The organism is Ruegeria sp. N4, from assembly GCF_056531425.1.
In genome coordinates, this window is sequence record NZ_JBQFLT010000004.1 from 188,738 (window position 1) to 206,931 (window position 18,194).

The following is an 18,194-nucleotide window of genomic DNA, read 5'->3' on the forward strand; positions in this document are numbered from 1 at the left end:
CACATGCGTTTCGCCCATCGTCACCTTCTTGGCATCGAGCATCTGTCGCAATCCGATATTACCGCCATCCTTGATCTGGCCGAAAAATATGTCGATCTGAACCGGCAATCCGCCAAACACTCGGACGTGTTGTCGGGGCTGACGCAGATCAACATGTTCTTTGAAAACTCGACCCGCACGCAGGCCAGTTTCGAACTGGCCGGTAAACGTCTGGGTGCGGATGTGATGAACATGGCGATGCAAGCCAGTTCGATCAAAAAGGGTGAAACGCTGATCGACACAGCGATGACGCTGAACGCAATGCACCCCGATCTGCTGGTGGTGCGGCATCCGCATTCCGGCGCGGTGGACCTGCTGGCGCAAAAGGTGAACTGCGCCGTGCTGAACGCCGGGGATGGCAAGCATGAACATCCCACGCAGGCGCTGCTGGACGCGCTGACCATCCGCCGCGCCAAGGGCCGCCTGCACCGTCTGAACATCGCCATTTGCGGGGATGTCGCGCATTCGCGCGTGGCACGCTCGAACCTGATCCTGCTGGGCAAGATGGAAAACCGCATCCGCCTGATTGGCCCTCCGACGCTGGTGCCCGCGCAATTCGCTGACTTCGGGGCCGAGATTTATGACGATATGGCCGAGGGGCTGCGTGACGTCGATGTGGTCATGATGCTGCGCCTTCAGAAAGAGCGGATGGATGGCGGCTTTATCCCCTCGGAACGCGAATATTATCACCGCTACGGGCTGGACGCCGCCAAACTGGCGCTGGCCAAACCCGATGCCATCGTCATGCATCCCGGCCCCATGAACCGGGGTGTCGAGATCGATGGAACCTTGGCGGATGACATCAACCGATCCGTCATTCAGGAACAGGTCGAGATGGGCGTCGCCGTCCGAATGGCCGCCATGGAACTGCTGGCCCGCAATCTGCGCGAGGCCGCATGAGCGATCTGACCATCGCCCCCCATGAACACGGCGTGATCCGCCTGTTCACACTGGACATGCGCCCCGAAGAGGCTAAATTCCTGCGCGAGCCCGGTGCGGCGGATCAGGTTCTGGGCGCGGCAGATCTGGCCCCCGAACAGATCGATATCTTCCCGGTCTCCGATCTCGAAGACTTGGGGCTTTATGGCTATCTGAACGACGGTTGCGGCGTGTCCGAGGATCAACTGGACCGCACGACGCTGGACGCGGTCGAGGGCTGGGTCATGGTCCTGCGAAGCGCCGCGTTCCACCGGCGCCCCGCGACGCTGACCCCCGCCCCCCGCCTAAAGCTGATCGGTCTGTTCACGGAAGAGGCGACAAACTGGACCGGTGGCGCAATCGAAACGGACAGCGCCAAACCCTTCTCGGCCTCGCAACGTGCGGGCGATGGGGGCAAGGCGTCGCGCCGTATGGGATCGGCTTTTCTGGCCCTTGTCCTGTTGTTGGTCGTCGGAGGTGCCCTGTGGCTGATCCTGTGATCTTCGCGCCCGACAAGGGGGCCTATATCCGCACCAACGCATGGCTCGCCGCCGTTGCCATGGCTGGCGCGATGATCATTCTGTGGCTGATCGGCAACCCCTATATCTGGACCGGAGCCCCCGCTGGCCTCGCCGCAATCGGGTTGCGCGCGTGGTATCTGGCCTCCGAGGAACTGACCGCCGCGTGGGAAATGACCGACACCCTGCTCACCGGCCCCGGCCCGCGCAAAGTTGCGCTGAACCAGATCGAGGCTGTGAACACCATGGGCAGCTTTGTCCAACTTGTGACCAAGGGCGGCGACAAGCATCTGATCAAGTACCAGGCGGACCCCGCCGCCACCAAAGCCGCCATCGAAAGGGCCCTGCCATGAGCACCGTTCTGTTTACCAATGCCCGCCTGATCGACCCGGAAAGCGGGGCGGACTCGGCCGGGTGGCTGCACGTGGCCGACGGGCGCATCGTGGCAAAGGGCGATGCAGAGGCCCCGGCCATCGACGGGCAGGTCATCGATTGCCAGGGCAAATGCCTTGCCCCCGGTATCGTCGATATTGGCGTCAAAGTGTGCGAGCCGGGCGAGCGGCACAAGGAAAGTTATAAATCCGCCGGGCAGGCGGCGGCGGCGGGTGGGGTGACCACGATGGTCACGCGTCCCGACACCTCGCCCGCGATCGACACGCCCGAAACGCTGGAGTTTGTAACCCGCCGCGCGCAAGCCGACACGCCGGTCAATGTGCTGCCGATGGCCGCGCTGACCAAGGGCCGTGAAGGCCGCGAAATGACCGAGATCGGATTCCTGATGGACGCGGGCGCGGTGGCTTTCACCGATTGCGACCATGTCGTCACCAACACCAAGGTCTTTTCGCGCGCTCTGACCTATGCACGGTCCTGCGGCGCGTTGTTGATTGCGCATCCTCAGGAACCGGGCCTCAGCGCCGGGGCGGCGGCAACCAGCGGCAAGTTTGCCGCCTTGCGCGGTTTGCCTGCGGTTTCGCCCATGGCCGAACGTATGGGGCTGGACCGCGACATTGCATTGCTGGAAATGACCGGGGCAAAATACCACGCCGACCAGATCACCACTGGCCGTGCCCTGCCCGCGTTGGAGCGCGCCAAGCGCAACGGGCTGGATATCACCGCCGGAACCTCGATCCACCATCTGACGCTGAACGAACTGGACGTGGCCGACTATCGCACCTTCTTCAAGGTCAAGCCGCCGCTGCGGTCCGAGGATGACCGGCAGGCAGTGATCGAGGCGGTGCGAACCGGCCTGATCGACACGATCAGTTCGATGCACACCCCGCAGGACGAGGAAAGCAAGCGCCTGCCGTTTGAAGAGGCGGCATCCGGAGCCGTCGCGCTGGAGACGCTTCTGCCTGCGGCCCTGCGCCTGTATCATTCGGGTCAGCTGGACCTGCCGACCCTGTTCCGGGCAATGACGCTGAACCCGGCGAAACGGCTGGGTCTGGACAGTGGCCGTTTGTCCACAGGTGCGCCTGCCGATCTGGTGGTGTTCGATCCGGATATTCCCTTTGTGCTGGACCGGTTTACACTCAGGTCAAAATCACAGAACACGCCGTTTGACGGGCAGAGGATGCAGGGTAAGGTCATTGCAACCTATGTTGCCGGCAAAGAAGTCTACCGGAGAGCCTGATGCCCTTGATTGACAGTACGACAACCCAGCTCATCCTGTGGGCGGCTATGGGCTATTTGCTGGGGTCGATCCCGTTTGGGCTGATCCTGGCCAAGGTGATGGGGCTGGGCAATCTGCGGCAGATCGGGTCGGGCAATATCGGCGCGACCAACGTTCTGCGTACGGGCAACAAGGCTGCGGCTGCGTTGACACTGCTGTTCGATGCCGGAAAAGGCGCGGCGGCGGTTCTACTGGCGCGGGCCTTTGCCGGGGAAGACGCCGTACAGCTGGCTGCGCTGATGGCGTTTCTGGGGCATTGCTTCCCCATCTGGCTGGGCTTCAAGGGCGGCAAGGGCGTGGCAACCTTTCTGGGTCTGTGGCTGGCGCTGGACTGGCGGGTCGGGGTGGCCTGCTGTCTGACCTGGCTTGTAGCGGCTGCCATCTGGCGCATCTCATCCGTTGGCGCGCTGGCTGCTGCGGCCTTGTCCACCACATGGGTTGTGGTTCTGACCGATGGATCCAGCTTTGTGCTGGGGATCATCCTGACGCTGCTGGTCTATTGGCGTCACAACGCCAACGTGGCCCGGATCAAAGCCGGGACCGAGCCCAAAATCGGAAAGCCGTGACCGCCACAGACGCGTTTCTTGCCGCGTTCTTTGCGTTGCCGCTGGGCACGTTCACCGGCCACACGCAAGGCGGGCGGTATGTTGTTTCGCGTCAGGAAATGGCGGGCGGCAAGTCGCATAAACTGGTCGCGCATCAGTTGGACGGCACCGATTACATCAGCCTGAATCTGTACCAGACCCGCAACAGCGGCGCGTTGCTGCGCCCGTGCGAAATGCCCGCCGAGAAGGTGGTCGCCTTTGTTCTGGCACTTTGCCCAGATGCGTGAGTCGACTGCATTTTCGAACAGACCCTCTTCACCTTCGCACAATCACAATTGATTGTTTTGAACGTGAACACTCCGCTTCCCACCTGAGATTTCGTGACGGTCAATTACCGGCCGCACAGGACAAAATCCCGGGTGCGCATATCGCAATTGCAGTGAGAACGCGCAGCCCATTTCACGAAAGGTGAAGCTATGAACACGTTTAAATCTCTGATCGGTGGCGTTGCCCTGTCTGTTGCTCTGGCAACTTCGACCCTGGCCGCAGGCGTTGAAATCAACGCAAGCTCGACCGGACTGGCGATGCAGGGCTATGACCCGGTTGCCTATTTCACCGAAGGCGAAGCCACCAAGGGCGATTACCGCATCACCACGCTGCACGATGACGCGCTGTACCGCTTCTCGTCGGAAGAAAACAAAGTCGCGTTCGAAGCCAACCCCGAGGCTTACCTGCCCGCATATGGCGGCTACTGCGCGTTTGGCGCGGCCATGGGCTTCAAGTTCGACGGTGACCCGAACCACTGGAAAATCGTCGACAATACGCTGTACCTGAACCTGTCGAAAGACATTCAGGAACGTTGGGAAGGCGACATCCCGGGTTTCATCGAACAGGCCAGCGCAAACTGGGAAGACATCGCGGACAAAGCGCCTGCAGAACTGCAGCAATAATCCGCTTAAAAACCAACGCATGTCGGCGGCAGAGTGATCTGCCGCCGACATGTCATTTGAAGCCCTTGGCACGCACCCTATCTCTTTTTGACAGACAGACCCGGATTTAACGGGCGCAGGCCGGTCAGATCGACCGACATTCAGTACGGAAAATGTAGCAAACGATGATCCGGCCCCGGCTTCGGATCGTAACAGCTTGTACACAGGCGCAACCTCAGGCCTCTGGCCGCTGCGCTCATTTTGCGAATGAAAGGATCAAAAGATGACTGGGAAATTGGCGCTCATCGCAGCTGTATCCACTTTGGCGGCAGGGTCGGCCATGGCGCAATCCTCGGGCGACTGGACCGGGTTCTACGGCGGCTTGCAGCTTGGTTATATTGACGTTGACACCAGCCTCTCGGGCGTGGACGGAGACAGCGCGCTCGGCGGCATCGTTCTGGGCTACGACTATGATCTGGGCGACTGGGTCGTAGGTGGCGGCTTCGATTATGACTGGGCGGATGTCGATCTGTCTGGCGCGGCCACGGTCGAGGATGTCTGGCGCATCAAGGCGCGCGCCGGGTACAAAGTGACCCCTCAGGGGCTGCTTTACGGTGTCGGGGGCTATGCCGAAGCCGGAACCGACAATCTGGGCAGCGACAGTGGCTGGTTCATCGGCGCGGGCTATGAACAGATCGTTGCGCCCAATGTCAGCATCGGGGGCGAGTTGCTGTATCACGAGTTTGACGATTTCAACTCAACCGGCGTGGATGTGGACGCCACCACGTTGCAATTCCGGGCGACCTATCGGTTCTGACGACGGCGACATAGAAAACGGGACCCGGCGTCATTCGCCGGGTCTTTGCGTTCAGATATCCAGGATCGTACTGCCCGTGGTCTGACGCGCCTCAAGCGCGCGGTGCGCATCGGCGATCTGGTCCAGCGGAAAGCGCTGGTCTATGTGGATTTTGACCTCTCCACCTTCAACCTTGCCGAACAGCCGCCGCGCCATGGCCTGACACACCGTATGATCCCCGATATGGGTGAACAGGGTCGGTCTGGTGATCTTGAGCGATCCCTTTTGCCCCAGAATCCCGATATCCACCGGCGGCACGGGCCCCGAGGCATTGCCGAATGAAATCATCATGCCCAGCGGCTTGAGGCAATCCAGCGACCCCTCGAACGTGTCCGCCCCGACCGAATCCATCACCACATCGACGCCTTTGCCATTGGTGATCTCAGTAACGCGCTCGACAAAGTTTTCAGAGCGGTAGTTGATGCAGTGGGCCGCGCCGTTGAACTGGGCCAACGAACATTTCTCATCGGTACCGGCAGTGCCGATCAGGGTAATCCCCTCGGACTTGGCCCATTGGCAGGCGATCAGGCCGACGCCCCCGGCAGCCGCGTGAAACAACACCGTATCGCCGCGCCGCAAAGGCGTGGTGCGGTGAAACAGGTATTCGACCGTCATGCCCTTCAGCATCATTGCAGCGGCGGCTTCGAAGGATATGCCATCAGGCAGCGGACAGACCTGCGCGGCTGGCATCACCCGCGCCTCGCAATAGGCGCCGGGCGGGGCTGCGGCATAGGCAGCGCGCTGGCCGGGTTCCAGATGGGTTACACCCTCGCCAACCGCTTCGATCACACCTGCGGCCTCCATGCCCAACGCATGGGGCAACTCCAACGGATACAGGCCTGTGCGCTGGTAGACGTCTATGAAGTTCAAACCGCAGGCATGATGGCGGATGCGAACCTCGCCGGGGCCGGGATCGCCCAACGATCTGTCTTCGATCTGCAAAACCTCGGGTCCGCCAAATTCCTGGATGACGACTGTGCGGGCGGTGTGCTGCATTCTGACCTCCTTCTGCCTGTGCCCAAGCTATCACGCCTGCGCGACAGGGCAATCGGCGCGAAACGCATCCTCGTGATTCGCGGTTATCGAAAACTGTGCTATAGTTGCATCAGGCGTTGCCGGCTGGTCCGGCCACGGGCAACCCAAAGCCGGATCCATTCCGCGGCGCATCTTCGCCAAGGAAAGGGAACAAGATGGCAAAAACAATCGGTAATCCGATCAGCTGGGCAGCCCAAAGCCTTGGAGCGACCAGCGATCACGTTACGGAAAGCGTCTCGCGCATTGGTAGTTCGGATGTCCGCCACCTGCCGATGGTCCAAACACTTACGATTCAGGACCTCAAAGCCTGTCTGAGGGCCGGATATAACGATTTCCTGGAAACCCGGGCGGACGCGATCTTTATCGTGCTGATCTATCCGATCGCCGGGCTGCTGATGTTCGGCTTTGCGATGAACCTGAACCTTGTGCCGCTGCTCGCCCCGCTGGTTGCAGGATTTGCGCTGATCGGACCGGTCGCCGCTGTTGGCCTGTATGAGATCAGCCGCAAGCGCGAAGAAGGCGGCGAAGTCCATTGGCTGGACGCGTTCGGCGTCTTCCGATCACCATCCTACGGGGCCATTCTGGCGCTGGGTTTCTATCTGGTCATGCTGCTGCTGGTCTGGCTGATGGTCGCGCAGAGCATCTACGTGCAGACCCTCGGCCCGGAACCCCCAACCTCATTCGGGGCGTTCGTAAGCGAAGTTCTGACCACAGGGGCCGGATGGACGATGATCATCTTCGGAACCGCTGTCGGGTTTGTCTTTGCCCTGTGCGCGCTGGCCGTCAGCGTTGTCAGCTTCCCGCTGTTGCTGGATCGCAAGGTGGGTCTGCCGGTCGCGGTCGTCACCTCGGTCCGCGTTTTGCGTCACAATCCGGGCGTTGTCCTGTGCTGGGGCTTCATCGTGGCCGCGTTGTTGGTTTTGGGCGCAATCCCGATGCTGCTGGGCCTGATCGTGGTGATGCCCGTTCTGGGCCACGCAACCTGGCACCTGTATCGGCGCGCGGTTGCGTGACCTGATTTGGGGCGCGCGGGTCAGCCCGCGACGTTCAGAACGATCTTGCCAATATGTTGCGAGCTTTCCATGTGCGCATGGGCCGCCGCAGCCTCGGCCAATGGAAATTCACTGTCCATAACTGGCGCAACCTTGCCTGCGGCCAGCAAGGGCCAAACGGCTTCGCGCAGATCCTGCGCGATCCTCGCCTTGGCCAGATCGCTTTGCGGGCGCAAGGTGCTGCCGGTCAGCGTCAGTCGTTTCACCATCATCAGGGCAAAGTTCAACTCGGCCACCGGACCTTGCAGAAAGGCGATCTGGACCAGCCGCCCATCTTCGGCCAGAGCCTTCACATTGCGCGGGATATAGTCGCCGCCCACCATGTCGAGGATCAGGTTCGCCCCGCCCTCGGCCCGCATGACGCCGACAAAGTCTTCATCCCGGTAATTGATCGCCTTCTCGGCCCCCAGTTTCAGGCAAGCCTCGCATTTCTCAGCGGACCCGGCGGTTGCGAAGACCCGCGCACCAAAGGCATTGGCCAGTTGGATCGCAGTGGTTCCAATCCCGCTGGAGCCGCCATGGACCAAAAACCGCTCTCCCGCTTTCACGCCACCGCGCGTGAACACGTTGGACCAGACGGTAAAGAAGGTCTCGGGCAGGCAGGCGGCCTGTTTCATGTCCATCCCGTCCGGCACCGGCAGACAATGCGCGGCAGGGGTGGCGACATATTCGGCATATCCCCCACCGGGCAACAGCGCGCACACCTTGTCACCCAGCGACAAGCCTTCGACACCTGACCCGACGGCCACCACCTCACCCGACGCTTCCAGCCCCGGCAAGTCGCTGGCTCCGGGTGGAGGATCGTACGCCCCGGCGCGCTGCAAAGCGTCCGGGCGGTTCACCCCGGCATAGGCAACCTTTAGAACAACCTGCCCCGCCTCGGCTGTGGGGATCGGGCGTTCGGTCAGCTTCAGAACGTCGGGGCCGCCGGGCTGGCTGATTTCGACAGCGCGCATCATCTGGGTCATGGGCAAATCTCCTTTGCCCAATGCCTAGCTGTCATCCGGCCAAAGGCCAAGCGTTGACTACTTGCGAGGGTTCAACAGACCCGGCAGATCGGCCCGCATCTTTACCGGAGCCTTCACATGACCGGCCAGCCAGTTCGGCACCGCCAGAAACGGCTTGAACAGCGGATTACTGTTCACCTGCGCCTTGAGCTTTTCGAACTGCATCACATCGCCAATGCGTCGGTCCAGAAACTCCCACGTTTTGTGGTGATCGGGCGAATCGTCGCCCAGCCAGAACAGCAGGGTCGAGGAATACACCCCCGACAGCGTCGCCCGCTTGGTGTACCAGTTCACGTCATCCGACGTGTCGCCCAGCGCATCCCATATCAGATCGCAGGTCTGCCAGACCGCCTTGGCCCCCTCGCCCGCATGCATCGGCAGCGAAAACAGCGTCATGCCCCGGCGGACCAGTTCCTTATCCTCGACCGCTTCCAGCCGGAACCGAACGGCAGCGGCGACCTTTTCGCGGAACTTAAGCGCGCTGAGGTCTTCGGACTTGATCCGATCCAGCATCATCTGATCGCCGCGCGCATGATAGGCCAGCGCCAGATCAACCGCGCCGCGCGGGCAGATCGCCCGGGCCAGACCGTCATCCAGATTGCAATCGACAATGGCCGCGCGAAAACTGGTTTCGGACCAGCCGTCAAACGGCACGTGGATCAGCATCGCGTCCAGAAGTTGCTGTTTTGCGTCTTCATAAGTCACTGTCATGGCGGTTCTCCGGTGTTCGGGGCCAGTACTAGACAAGTTAGAACGGCTTTGCTATACGGCCAACTCCTGCAATTTCCTTGCAACTCTATCTAGAAAGGTGGTGACAACCACATGCAGGTTAGTGTTCGCGACAATAACGTCGATCAGGCGCTTCGTGCCCTGAAGAAAAAGCTGCAGCGCGAAGGCGTGTTCCGTGAAATGAAGCTGAAGCAACATTTCGAGAAACCGTCCGAGAAAAAAGCGCGCGAGAAGGCTGAAGCGATCCGCCGTGCCCGTAAACTGGCACGTAAGAAAGCACAGCGCGAAGGTTTGCTCTAAGACCTTTGGTCTCGTCCAGCTTTGGATGACACTATTTGACGACCCCCGAGGCATCGCCCGGGGGTTTGTCGTTTTCAGGACCGGTCTCATTTCGCCGACTCGAACATGTCGGCTGTGCGGCAAGCTGCCATTTCGCCCCCGGCAGGATTTTGCCCGGCATTTTGCAGCGCAACGAATCCCGTATCGGTAGCGCGGGCCTGCCCAAATTCGCCTGAACGAACAGCGCCGCTATCCGCCGCGCTGCGGGTCTTTGTATCAGCCTCCCGTCACCCAAGACGACACATCAAAAACGGAGGCTACAATGTCGACTGCAAGCAATATCGAGCGAGAAATGCTCGCGCTGATCAATCAAGAGCGCACATCCCGCGGACTGAATCCGCTGCAATTGGAAACGCGGCTGAACGCATCATCCGAGGATCACAGCGAATGGATGCTGGATCGCGATATCTTCAGCCATACCGGTTCGGGCGGGTCCAGCGCGACACAGCGGATGGAGGATGCCGGGTTTGATTTCTCGGGCAGCTGGCGTTCGGGCGAAAACATCGCCTGGCAATCGGAACGTGGCGCGCCGGGGATCAGTGACGATGTCGCACAGCTGCATCAGAATCTGATGAACAGCCCCGGCCACCGCGCCAACATCCTGAATCCGGATTTCGAATATATCGGGATCGGAATCGAGACCGGGGACATGCAAGGCTTTGACGCCGTGATGGTCACACAGAACTTTGCCACCACGGATGGAACGGTTGTGCTGGACACGGGCTCGGCCCTGACCCCGCCACCGGTCATCCCGGACGTACCGGATACGCCCGACGCGCCTGATACGCCAGACCTACCAGATACTCCTGACGTGGCTGATACACCCGACACACCCGACACACCGGACGTGGTTGATACGCCAGACGTAACCGACGACCCGGACACGCCGGTCGAGCCTGAAACACCTGATGTGGCAGAAGATCCGGACGCACCGGTCGCGCCCGAGGACCCCGACGTTGCCGAGCAACCCGATACGCCCGAGCCCACGGATGAATACACCTTTGATGTCGAAGCATTCCTTGCGGCGATCGAGCAATTCGTGAACGAAGTTCTGGCCTTGATCGACGACTTTGACTGGATCGACATCGAACTGCCGGACACACAGACCGTGGACGCCGGAACGGATGACGACCTGCTGCTGATGCCCGACCCAAGCACCGACAACACACCTTCGGACCCCATGGCGGACTTGGGCGATGACGATGACATGCTGGTGTTCACGCCCTTTGAACCGGGCTGCATGATGGACGCTGCCTGATCGCAAGTCCGGTTGGGGCGCGGCGCGCTGCGCCCCTTCAAAGCGTTGGTGTCAGACTGCCACCGGAAAACAAACAAGAAACGCCCCAAACATGGGGCGTTTCGTTTCAATAGATCTTGGGAACGTGAAGCTCGTCCGGCAGGACGCGGCGTTCGTAGTCGGGGTTGTAGCGGCGGTCCGGCAGGTTGACCTTTTCCTGCGGCACATCCGTGTAGGGTATCTTGGTCAGCAGATGCTCGATACAGTTCAACCGCTCGCGTTTCTTGTCATTGCCTTCAACGATATACCACGGCGCCTCTGAGATGTTGGTGCGGAAGAACATATCCTCTTTGGCCTTGGTGTAGGCCTCCCAGCGGATGCGGGATTCCAGATCCATAGGAGATAGTTTCCACTGTTTCATCGGGTCGTGGATGCGCATGAGGAATCGCAACTGCTGTTCCTCATCGGTGATCGAGAACCAGTATTTCAGCAGGATAATCCCCGACCGCACCAGCATCCGTTCGAATTCGGGAACGTCCTGAAAGAACTGTTCCACCTGATCTTCGGTGGCAAAGCCCATGACCCGCTCGACACCCGCGCGGTTGTACCATGAGCGGTCGAAGAAAACGATCTCTCCGGCGGCTGGCAAATGCGGAACGTAGCGCTGGAAATACCACTGGCTCTGCTCGCGGCGGCTGGGTGCAGGCAGGGCAACCACGCGCGCAACACGGGGGTTCAGGCGCTGGGTGATCCGTTTGATCACGCCGCCCTTGCCCGCACTGTCGCGGCCTTCGAACAGAATGCAGACCTTGGCACCGGTATGCTGCACCCAATCCTGAACCTTGATCAGCTCGGCCTGAAGGCGCAGCAGGTTGCGGAAATAGACCTTGCGGTCCAGCATATCCGGATGCTGATCCTTGTAGATCTTGCGGACTTCCATCGACAGCATTGGCTCGCTGAATTCGATCTCGAAATCTTCGTCCAGCGTGTCTTCCAGTTCGGCTTCCAGCCAGTCTTTGGGGGCGTCATCGTTTTCATATGCCAAAGTCTGTTCCTTTTTGGTCATCGGGTGCGGACCGTATCGGCTGTGTGTAACCGCCTGATGTCATCGGACAAATTGATGACATGATGCGCCTGCCCGAACCTGCACCGGGTCCGGGCGGCTTTGCGACCCTTTGCACAAGTTTGACCCGCGCGGGCCGGGGATACAAGCGTCAGAATTGCCGCAATCTGAACAGCTTGACCCAAAAAGCAGTTCGGAAATCTTGAGTCGGTCTTGCATTGCTGTACATCACTGAGGTCGTTGACATGAAGAGATAGAATTGGCGTACGTATTTTCCATTCTTCCCGCGATCTGGCCCTGGCTGATCCTTATTGCAGCGCTGGTCACAGCGGTGTCGGGGCGCATGAGCGTTGGTTTGGCGTTGTTGGTATTGTTTGCCAGCGTCGCCTCGGTCACAGACCTGATGACACCGCTGGCGGTTGCAGTTGTCGCACTGGGGCTGATCGGCGCGTCCGTCCTGCCCCGCCTGACGGGATGGGGTGCGGTTGTCGGGCACGTGTTGCTGATCCTGTGGTGTCTGGCCCTGGGGGCGCATTTGATACCCGGCTTCAACAACCTGCGCGTTCTGGATGCCGTTCATGCCGGCGCAAACAGCGCCGCATTCACGATGCACCTGAACCTCGACAAACCAATGGTGGTGTTTGCGGTCCTGCTTGCCTGGCCAGGGATGGTTGGGGCTGCACATAAAACCAATGTCGCGCTGCTTGCCGCCGGGTGTGCTCTGCTGCCGTTGCTGATAGCGGCTGCTGTAGCCTCTGGCGCGGTTCAGCCGGAAATGGGCCTGCCGCCGTGGTGGCTGCTCTTCTCGCTTTCAAACCTGTTCCTGACCTGCATCGCGGAAGAGGCGTTTTTTCGCGGCTACCTGCAATCCATCCTGAGTTCCAAACTGGGAACAGCCGGAGGGATAGCTGCGGCAAGCCTGTTGTTCGGGCTGGTCCATTTCGGCGGCGGTCCGGCCCTGGTGGTCTTTGCGACGCTACTTGGTGTGGGCGTGGGCTGCGCCTATGCCGCGACGGGTCGGCTGTGGGTTCCGATTGCGATGCATTTTGCGTTCAACTTCGTGCATCTGGCGTTTTTCACCTATCCGGGTCCGGCCCGAGACCTAAACCGGCAGGGCCGTGGTTTTGAAAACGGTCCGCAGGGCAAACGAGCTCTGCATCTGCGCCACACCCGGAAGACGGGACAGATATTGCCGGTGGATGCGCGCAAAATCCTCGGTGTTTTCGGCCACAACTTTCAACAGGTAATCCGCCGTCCCGGCCATCAGGTGGCATTCCAGCACATCCGGAATGCGGGCCACGGCCTTTTCGAACGCGTTCAGAACCTCTTCGGCCTGACCCTGCAATGTGATCTCGACAAACACGGTCGTCGGCACATTCATCTTCCGGGCGTTCAGCAACGCAACGTAATTTCGAATGTACCCTTCAAGTTCCAATCGCTGTACGCGACGATGGCAAGCTGACGGCGACAGATTCACCATCTCGGACAGGCCCGCATTCGAAAGGCGGCCGTTCTTTTGCAGAGCGGCAAGAATCTTACGATCAGTCGTATCCAAGCTCATTCACGCACATCCATTGCAAGGTTTTGCCCTATTGCAGGAGATTCTTTCGAAAGAAAATCCATTGGCGGGCATTGTTTCACAAAAATTGCGTAACGTAATGCACATAATTTGAGCAGTTTATGAACGGAGAGCCAAAATGAAAATCGGTTGCCCCAAGGAAATCAAACCTCAGGAATTCCGTGTCGGCATGACACCCAACGCCGCACAGGAAGCCATCGCGCGCGGCCATGAGGTCATCATCGAAACCGGCGCGGGTCTGGGATCCGGCTTTGCCAATGAAGATTACGTGGCAGCAGGTGCCAGCATCGTTGACACCGCAGCCGAGGTGTTTGCGACAGCGGACATGATCGTGAAGGTCAAGGAACCGCAGGCGGTCGAGCGCAAGATGCTGCGCGAAGGCCAGCTGCTGTTCACCTATCTGCACCTGGCCCCCGATCCGGATCAGACCCGTGACCTGCTGGAGTCGGGCTGCACCGCGATTGCCTATGAAACCGTGACCGACCGCAATGGCGGCCTGCCACTGCTGGCCCCGATGTCCGAGGTTGCCGGTCGTCTGGCCCCGCAGGTCGGCTCGTGGACGCTGCAAAAGGCCAATGGTGGCCGCGGCGTTCTGATGGGTGGCGTTCCCGGCGTCGGCCCGGCCAAAGTTGTGGTGATCGGTGGTGGTGTTGTTGGCACGCACGCAGCCAAGATCGCAGCAGGCATGGGCGCGGATGTCACCATCCTGGACCGCTCGCTGCCGCGCCTGCGCTATCTGGACGATGTCTTTGGACGCACCTTCAAGAACCAGTACTCGACCGCTGGCGCGACGGCTGAACTGATCCAGACCGCCGACATGGTTATCGGCGCGGTTCTGATCCCCGGTGCCGAAGCGCCCAAGCTGGTATCGCGCGCGCAACTGTCGACCATGAAGCCCGGCGCGGTTCTGGTGGACGTGGCCATCGACCAGGGCGGGTGCTTTGAAACCTCGAAGGCGACCACCCATGCTGACCCGATCTATGATGTGGATGGCATCATGCATTACTGCGTCGCCAACATGCCGGGCGCGGTTGCACGGACCTCGACCATCGCACTGGGCAACGCAACGATGCCGTTCATGCTGTCGCTGGCCGACAAGGGTTGGAAGCAGGCATGTCAGGACGATCCGCACCTGCTGAACGGTCTGAACGTACACGCCGGTCAACTGACCTACTATGCGGTTGGCAAAGCTCTGGGCATTGATGTCGTCTCTCCCAACGTTGTCATCAAGTCCTGAGTTCTCCCGCCGCTGAAAGCGCCCGCTGACGCGGGCGATTTCCAGCGTTGGGCCAGGCCGCGCCTTCGGGCGCGGCTTTTGCGTCTTTGGCATATCGATCCGCACAATAGAAAAGGCGCCGCACGAAGGTGCGGCGCCGGGCCCAACGGGAGGAGGGCATTTTGAATGCCCGAACGACGGGCGGGAGGCCTTAGCCCTGTTTCTGGATCTCCACCGAATGCGGATAGGGGATCGACACGCCCTTGGCGTCGAAGGCTTCCTTGATCGTCTTGGTCAGTTCGAACTTCACATCCCAATAATCCGCCGCCGCGCACCACAGGCGCGCCGTCAGGTCAACCGAGCTGTCACCCAGATTGGTCACACGCACCCAGGGTTCCGGGTCCTTGTGAATGCGCTCATCCGCGTTCGCAACGTCCAGAATGATCTTCATCGCCTCATCGGCGCTGTCACCGTAGTCGATGCCAAAGACCAGATCGACGCGACGCGTGTCATGGGCCGAGTAGTTGGTGATCACAGACCCCCAGGCCTGCCCGTTTGGTACGATGATCTGCACATTGTCCGGCGTCACCAGCTCGGTCGTGAACAGGTTCAGGTCTTTGACAGTCCCGGCTGTTCCGCCAATATCCACGTATTGGCCCAGCTTATAGGGCCGGAACACAACCAACATCACGCCTGCGGCCAGATCGCTGAGTGTCCCTTGCAGCGCCAAACCAATCGCCAGCGATGCAGCACCCAGAATGGCGACGATGCTTGTGGCTTCGATCCCGAAAATCCCCAGCACAGCCACCAGGACCATCGCCAGAATGGCCCATTTGACCAGGCTGGCCATGAAATTGCCAAGCGTCGGGTCAATATGCGGGGTCGCGTTGATCCGACGCCGTACGACGCCAGCGATCATACCCGCAACAATCCAACCGATGATCAGAACGATCAGTGCCTTCACCGCGTTCATGATCACAGGCGCAAATGCACCCACCTGTGTTACGACCTCATCCACGCGCATCTCCTTTGTCCAACAAGAAACCCGCGTCTTATGCGCGGGATTGGCCAAATTGTGAGGCAAAACCGCGTTTTGGTCTAGGTGCGAGTTGCGCGGGATTTCCCCGTTGTTCACCAGCAAACAGGCGCTGACCGGCGTTGCACACTGGCAGGGGCTTTCAAGATCGCGCTGTGCTGCCTAGGTTTGACGATATCCAAAACAGGAGCCCCCTCAATGCTGGATGCCGAAACACACCCGATCATGACCCGTTGGCCTGCGCAGTTCCCTGACAGAATCCAACTCTATTCCTTTCCCACACCAAACGGCGTCAAGGCGTCGATCATGCTGGAAGAAACCGGCCTGCCGTATGAGGCGCACAAGGTCACTCTGGCCGATGCCGACGTGAAAAGCCCCGCGTTCCTGTCGCTGAACCCCAACAACAAGATCCCTGCGATCATCGACCCCAACGGCCCCGATGGCGAACCCTTGGGTCTGTTCGAAAGCGGTGCGATCCTGCTGTATCTGGCCGAGAAAACCGGCCAGTTCATCGGACAAACCGCAGCGGACAAGCATCGCGTCACCCAATGGCTGATGTTCCAGATGGGCGGCATCGGCCCGATGTTTGGACAGCTTGGATATTTCTACAAATTTGCTGGCAGCGAGATCGAAGACCCCCGCCCGCGCGAGCGTTATGTGAACGAAGCCAAGCGCCTGCTGAATGTGCTGAACACGCAGCTGGACGGGCAGGACTGGATTGCCGGTGAGTACTCGATTGCCGATATCGCCATCGCACCCTGGCTGCGCGGGTTGGACTTCTACGGCGCCAAAGAGCTGTTGGGATGGGATGACCACGCCCATCTCGCGCCCTATCTGGATCGGTTTCTGGACCGACCTGCGGTGCAAAAAGGACTGGTTACGCCTGCCCGTGACTAAGTGAACGCAACTGGTGGATGCCCGTCACAGGCATCCACCAGTTGTTTCACCTTAGCCCGGCAGCTTGCCGGTCAGGACATAGCGCAGGATCTCCACCACCTGTCGGGGGTCTTCCGCAACCGCCAGGGCGGCGGCATCGACCTCTTTCAGGGCATGTTGGTGATCGGGGCCGTGCAGCACGATCAGTGACTTGCCCAGCGCGGCGGCATAGCCCGCGTCAAAGGCCGCGTTCCACTGTTTGTACTTGTCGCCAAACCGTACCACGACCACATCGGCATCCGCGATGCCCTTGCGGGTGCGGATGGCGTTGACCATTGCGCCCTTGTGGTCATGCCAATACTTGTTCGGCTCGGCCCCAAGAATGGCGACCCCGCAATCATCGCTGGCGGCATGATCTGTGACCGGGCTGTTGAACGTGACATCCAGCCCCTGCGCCCCTTCAATGATTTGCTCACGCCAATCGGTGTGGATTTCTCCGGAAAGATAGACATTCAGGCCCATGGGTGCCTCCTTTGATTTCTTGCTGCGACCCTAGTTCGAAAGGGCGCGCAACCCAAGGGGTCGCTCAGAACGACAAGCGCCAGAATACCGGCTGATCGTTCCGAGCCACCCTGCGGGCCGCACTGCGTTGCTTGCTGCCCAAAAAGGGCGGCGTTTCGCGCGTCGGTTCGAACCCGAAACTGCGGGGCAGTTTGGTGTAGATCGACCGCGGCGGCATCCGGCCCCAGGTGATCGCCTTCAGCTTTGCGCCCGGACCGGGCTGATGCATCCAGACGGTGCGCACGGCAAATTCCTCGCGCAGCAGCATCAGAACCGCCAGCATCATCACCTCAGCCCAGATTTTCGCGTATTTCCGCCGCAGCGCCTGTTCATATTCCGAGGTCAGCCGCAATTCGCGCGAGCGTGGCGCGCGGTTTTCCAACCGTTGCCGCGCACGACCGACAAAGCGCAACCAGTCCGATTGAACCTCTTCAATCAGGCAATGGCCGCTGGTCAGATCGACGTCCAGACGGCACCAGGCAAGGGTCGGACGACCTTCGGTCCGGACCGGGTGCCAGCAGCTTTGATATGCACCAACAGCGCAGCGCTGTTCGTATTTCCACAGCAGCGCGGCATGTTCGGTCGGGAACCCCAACTGCACGACAAGGTTATGCGCCTTGCGCGTAGTCTGCTCGCCAGACCAGCAGTCGAAGCTGAGGCAGAAATCCATCCACTGGGATTGATAGGAAACCTCCAGCCCCGACAGCGCAGCCGGGCTCAGCCCGTCAAACCGCATCGCACGGTCCGCATGGGCCACCGCCAGCACATCATGCCGCCGCAGGACGCCACCGCACTGTGCAATCATCGGTGCCAACAGCGGGCGTGACAGCAAACGGGACAGTCCCGATTGTTTCAGGGTCGAGACCGGGGCCTCGGCATCCATGACCTGGCCAAGCAACCATGGGCTCTGCCGGTCGGGATAGTAAGGAAAGGGCATCTCTTGCGGCAGAATCTGCCGAATCATCGAGATGTCTTGGCGTTTCATGACAG

General features: G+C 60.3%; 21 protein-coding genes and 1 pseudogene. 14 read left to right on the forward strand and 8 right to left on the reverse strand.

The genetic code is table 11. The annotated features are described in order from the left end of the window. Positions 1-3 precede the first annotated feature (3 nt). The 8 genes from ACR0LW_RS08830 (at position 4) to ACR0LW_RS08865 (ending at position 5,435) form a co-directional block, all read left to right on the forward strand. Positions 4-939, forward strand: coding sequence for an aspartate carbamoyltransferase catalytic subunit (locus ACR0LW_RS08830; RefSeq protein WP_480882302.1), 936 nt, complete (start codon positions 4-6; stop codon positions 937-939). Next, entirely contained in the window at positions 936-1,457 is a 522-nt protein-coding gene (locus tag ACR0LW_RS08835) for a hypothetical protein (RefSeq protein WP_480882303.1), read from the forward strand. Before ACR0LW_RS08830 ends, ACR0LW_RS08835 begins: the two co-directional genes overlap by 4 nt. Next, complete coding sequence (locus ACR0LW_RS08840) at positions 1,442-1,828, forward strand: hypothetical protein (protein WP_480585561.1); 387 nt, start codon at positions 1,442-1,444, stop codon at positions 1,826-1,828. The genes ACR0LW_RS08835 and ACR0LW_RS08840 overlap by 16 nt, the downstream gene beginning before the upstream one ends. Beyond that, positions 1,825-3,105 (forward strand): dihydroorotase, encoded by a 1,281-nt coding sequence (gene pyrC, locus ACR0LW_RS08845; RefSeq protein ID WP_480882304.1) that lies wholly within the window; start codon positions 1,825-1,827, stop codon positions 3,103-3,105. Before ACR0LW_RS08840 ends, pyrC begins: the two co-directional genes overlap by 4 nt. Next, a complete protein-coding gene (gene plsY / locus ACR0LW_RS08850; RefSeq protein ID WP_480882306.1) occupies positions 3,105-3,710 on the forward strand; it encodes a glycerol-3-phosphate 1-O-acyltransferase PlsY in 606 nt (201 codons plus the stop codon). Before pyrC ends, plsY begins: the two co-directional genes overlap by 1 nt. After that, on the forward strand, positions 3,707-3,976 hold the full coding sequence (locus ACR0LW_RS08855; RefSeq protein WP_480882307.1) for a hypothetical protein: 270 nt from the start codon (positions 3,707-3,709) through the stop codon (positions 3,974-3,976). Before plsY ends, ACR0LW_RS08855 begins: the two co-directional genes overlap by 4 nt. A 189-nt stretch (positions 3,977-4,165) precedes the next feature. After that, positions 4,166-4,639, forward strand: coding sequence for a YHS domain-containing (seleno)protein (locus ACR0LW_RS08860; RefSeq protein WP_480882308.1), 474 nt, complete (start codon positions 4,166-4,168; stop codon positions 4,637-4,639). Between the two features lie 262 nt (positions 4,640-4,901). Further along, positions 4,902-5,435 (forward strand): porin family protein, encoded by a 534-nt coding sequence (locus ACR0LW_RS08865; RefSeq protein ID WP_170522132.1) that lies wholly within the window; start codon positions 4,902-4,904, stop codon positions 5,433-5,435. Positions 5,436-5,486: 51 nt separating this feature from the next. Here the strand turns inward: ACR0LW_RS08865 and ACR0LW_RS08870 are convergent, their stop codons facing one another. Continuing rightward, complete coding sequence (locus tag ACR0LW_RS08870; protein ID WP_480882310.1) at positions 5,487-6,470, reverse strand: quinone oxidoreductase family protein; 984 nt, start codon at positions 6,468-6,470, stop codon at positions 5,487-5,489. A gap of 194 nt (positions 6,471-6,664) precedes the next feature. Between ACR0LW_RS08870 and ACR0LW_RS08875 the strand changes: the two genes are divergently transcribed. Continuing rightward, entirely contained in the window at positions 6,665-7,522 is an 858-nt protein-coding gene (locus ACR0LW_RS08875; protein ID WP_480882311.1) for a DUF2189 domain-containing protein, read from the forward strand. A 20-nt stretch (positions 7,523-7,542) separates the two neighbouring features. Here the strand turns inward: ACR0LW_RS08875 and ACR0LW_RS08880 are convergent, their stop codons facing one another. Together ACR0LW_RS08880 and ACR0LW_RS08885 are read right to left on the reverse strand one after the other, a co-directional pair. Continuing rightward, positions 7,543-8,529 carry an NAD(P)H-quinone oxidoreductase gene (locus ACR0LW_RS08880; RefSeq protein WP_170737309.1) on the reverse strand — a complete coding sequence of 329 codons (987 nt, stop codon included), beginning with the start codon at positions 8,527-8,529 and terminating at the stop codon, positions 7,543-7,545. Positions 8,530-8,586: 57 nt separating this feature from the next. Continuing rightward, complete coding sequence (locus ACR0LW_RS08885; protein WP_480585540.1) at positions 8,587-9,279, reverse strand: COQ9 family protein; 693 nt, start codon at positions 9,277-9,279, stop codon at positions 8,587-8,589. 111 nt (positions 9,280-9,390) lie between these two features. On the opposite strand from ACR0LW_RS08885, the gene rpsU reads away from it, so the two are divergent. Next, the gene (rpsU, locus tag ACR0LW_RS08890) at positions 9,391-9,597 is read left to right on the forward strand and encodes a 30S ribosomal protein S21 (protein WP_005614280.1); all 207 of its coding nucleotides are present in this window, start codon (positions 9,391-9,393) and stop codon (positions 9,595-9,597) included. A 301-nt stretch (positions 9,598-9,898) separates the two neighbouring features. Further along, entirely contained in the window at positions 9,899-10,894 is a 996-nt protein-coding gene (locus tag ACR0LW_RS08895) for a CAP domain-containing protein (RefSeq protein WP_480882312.1), read from the forward strand. A gap of 106 nt (positions 10,895-11,000) precedes the next feature. Here ACR0LW_RS08895 and ppk2 read toward each other — a convergent pair whose 3' ends face one another. Next, positions 11,001-11,939 (reverse strand): polyphosphate kinase 2, encoded by a 939-nt coding sequence (gene ppk2 / locus ACR0LW_RS08900; RefSeq protein ID WP_170453205.1) that lies wholly within the window; start codon positions 11,937-11,939, stop codon positions 11,001-11,003. 772 nt (positions 11,940-12,711) lie between these two features. Here ppk2 and ACR0LW_RS08905 point away from each other — a divergent pair. Further along, a pseudogene (locus ACR0LW_RS08905) lies at positions 12,712-12,987 on the forward strand (CPBP family intramembrane glutamic endopeptidase); the annotation flags it as partial. Positions 12,988-13,038: 51 nt separating this feature from the next. Here the strand turns inward: ACR0LW_RS08905 and ACR0LW_RS08910 are convergent. Then, complete coding sequence (locus ACR0LW_RS08910; protein ID WP_170453206.1) at positions 13,039-13,497, reverse strand: Lrp/AsnC family transcriptional regulator; 459 nt, start codon at positions 13,495-13,497, stop codon at positions 13,039-13,041. Between the two features lie 136 nt (positions 13,498-13,633). Here ACR0LW_RS08910 and ald point away from each other — a divergent pair, with 136 nt between their 5' ends. Continuing rightward, positions 13,634-14,752 (forward strand): alanine dehydrogenase, encoded by a 1,119-nt coding sequence (gene ald / locus ACR0LW_RS08915; protein WP_480627050.1) that lies wholly within the window; start codon positions 13,634-13,636, stop codon positions 14,750-14,752. Between the two features lie 190 nt (positions 14,753-14,942). Here ald and ACR0LW_RS08920 read toward each other — a convergent pair whose 3' ends face one another. Continuing rightward, the gene (locus ACR0LW_RS08920; protein ID WP_170453208.1) at positions 14,943-15,749 is read right to left on the reverse strand and encodes a mechanosensitive ion channel domain-containing protein; all 807 of its coding nucleotides are present in this window, start codon (positions 15,747-15,749) and stop codon (positions 14,943-14,945) included. A gap of 216 nt (positions 15,750-15,965) precedes the next feature. On the opposite strand from ACR0LW_RS08920, the gene ACR0LW_RS08925 reads away from it, so the two are divergent. Then, positions 15,966-16,664 (forward strand): glutathione S-transferase N-terminal domain-containing protein, encoded by a 699-nt coding sequence (locus tag ACR0LW_RS08925; protein ID WP_170522116.1) that lies wholly within the window; start codon positions 15,966-15,968, stop codon positions 16,662-16,664. A gap of 51 nt (positions 16,665-16,715) precedes the next feature. On the opposite strand, the gene ACR0LW_RS08930 is transcribed toward ACR0LW_RS08925, so the two are convergent. Both ACR0LW_RS08930 and ACR0LW_RS08935 read right to left on the reverse strand, forming a co-directional pair. Continuing rightward, positions 16,716-17,165 carry a YtoQ family protein gene (locus ACR0LW_RS08930; protein ID WP_170453210.1) on the reverse strand — a complete coding sequence of 150 codons (450 nt, stop codon included), beginning with the start codon at positions 17,163-17,165 and terminating at the stop codon, positions 16,716-16,718. Between the two features lie 64 nt (positions 17,166-17,229). Further along, on the reverse strand, positions 17,230-18,189 hold the full coding sequence (locus ACR0LW_RS08935; protein WP_480882315.1) for a hypothetical protein: 960 nt from the start codon (positions 18,187-18,189) through the stop codon (positions 17,230-17,232). Positions 18,190-18,194 lie beyond the last annotated feature (5 nt).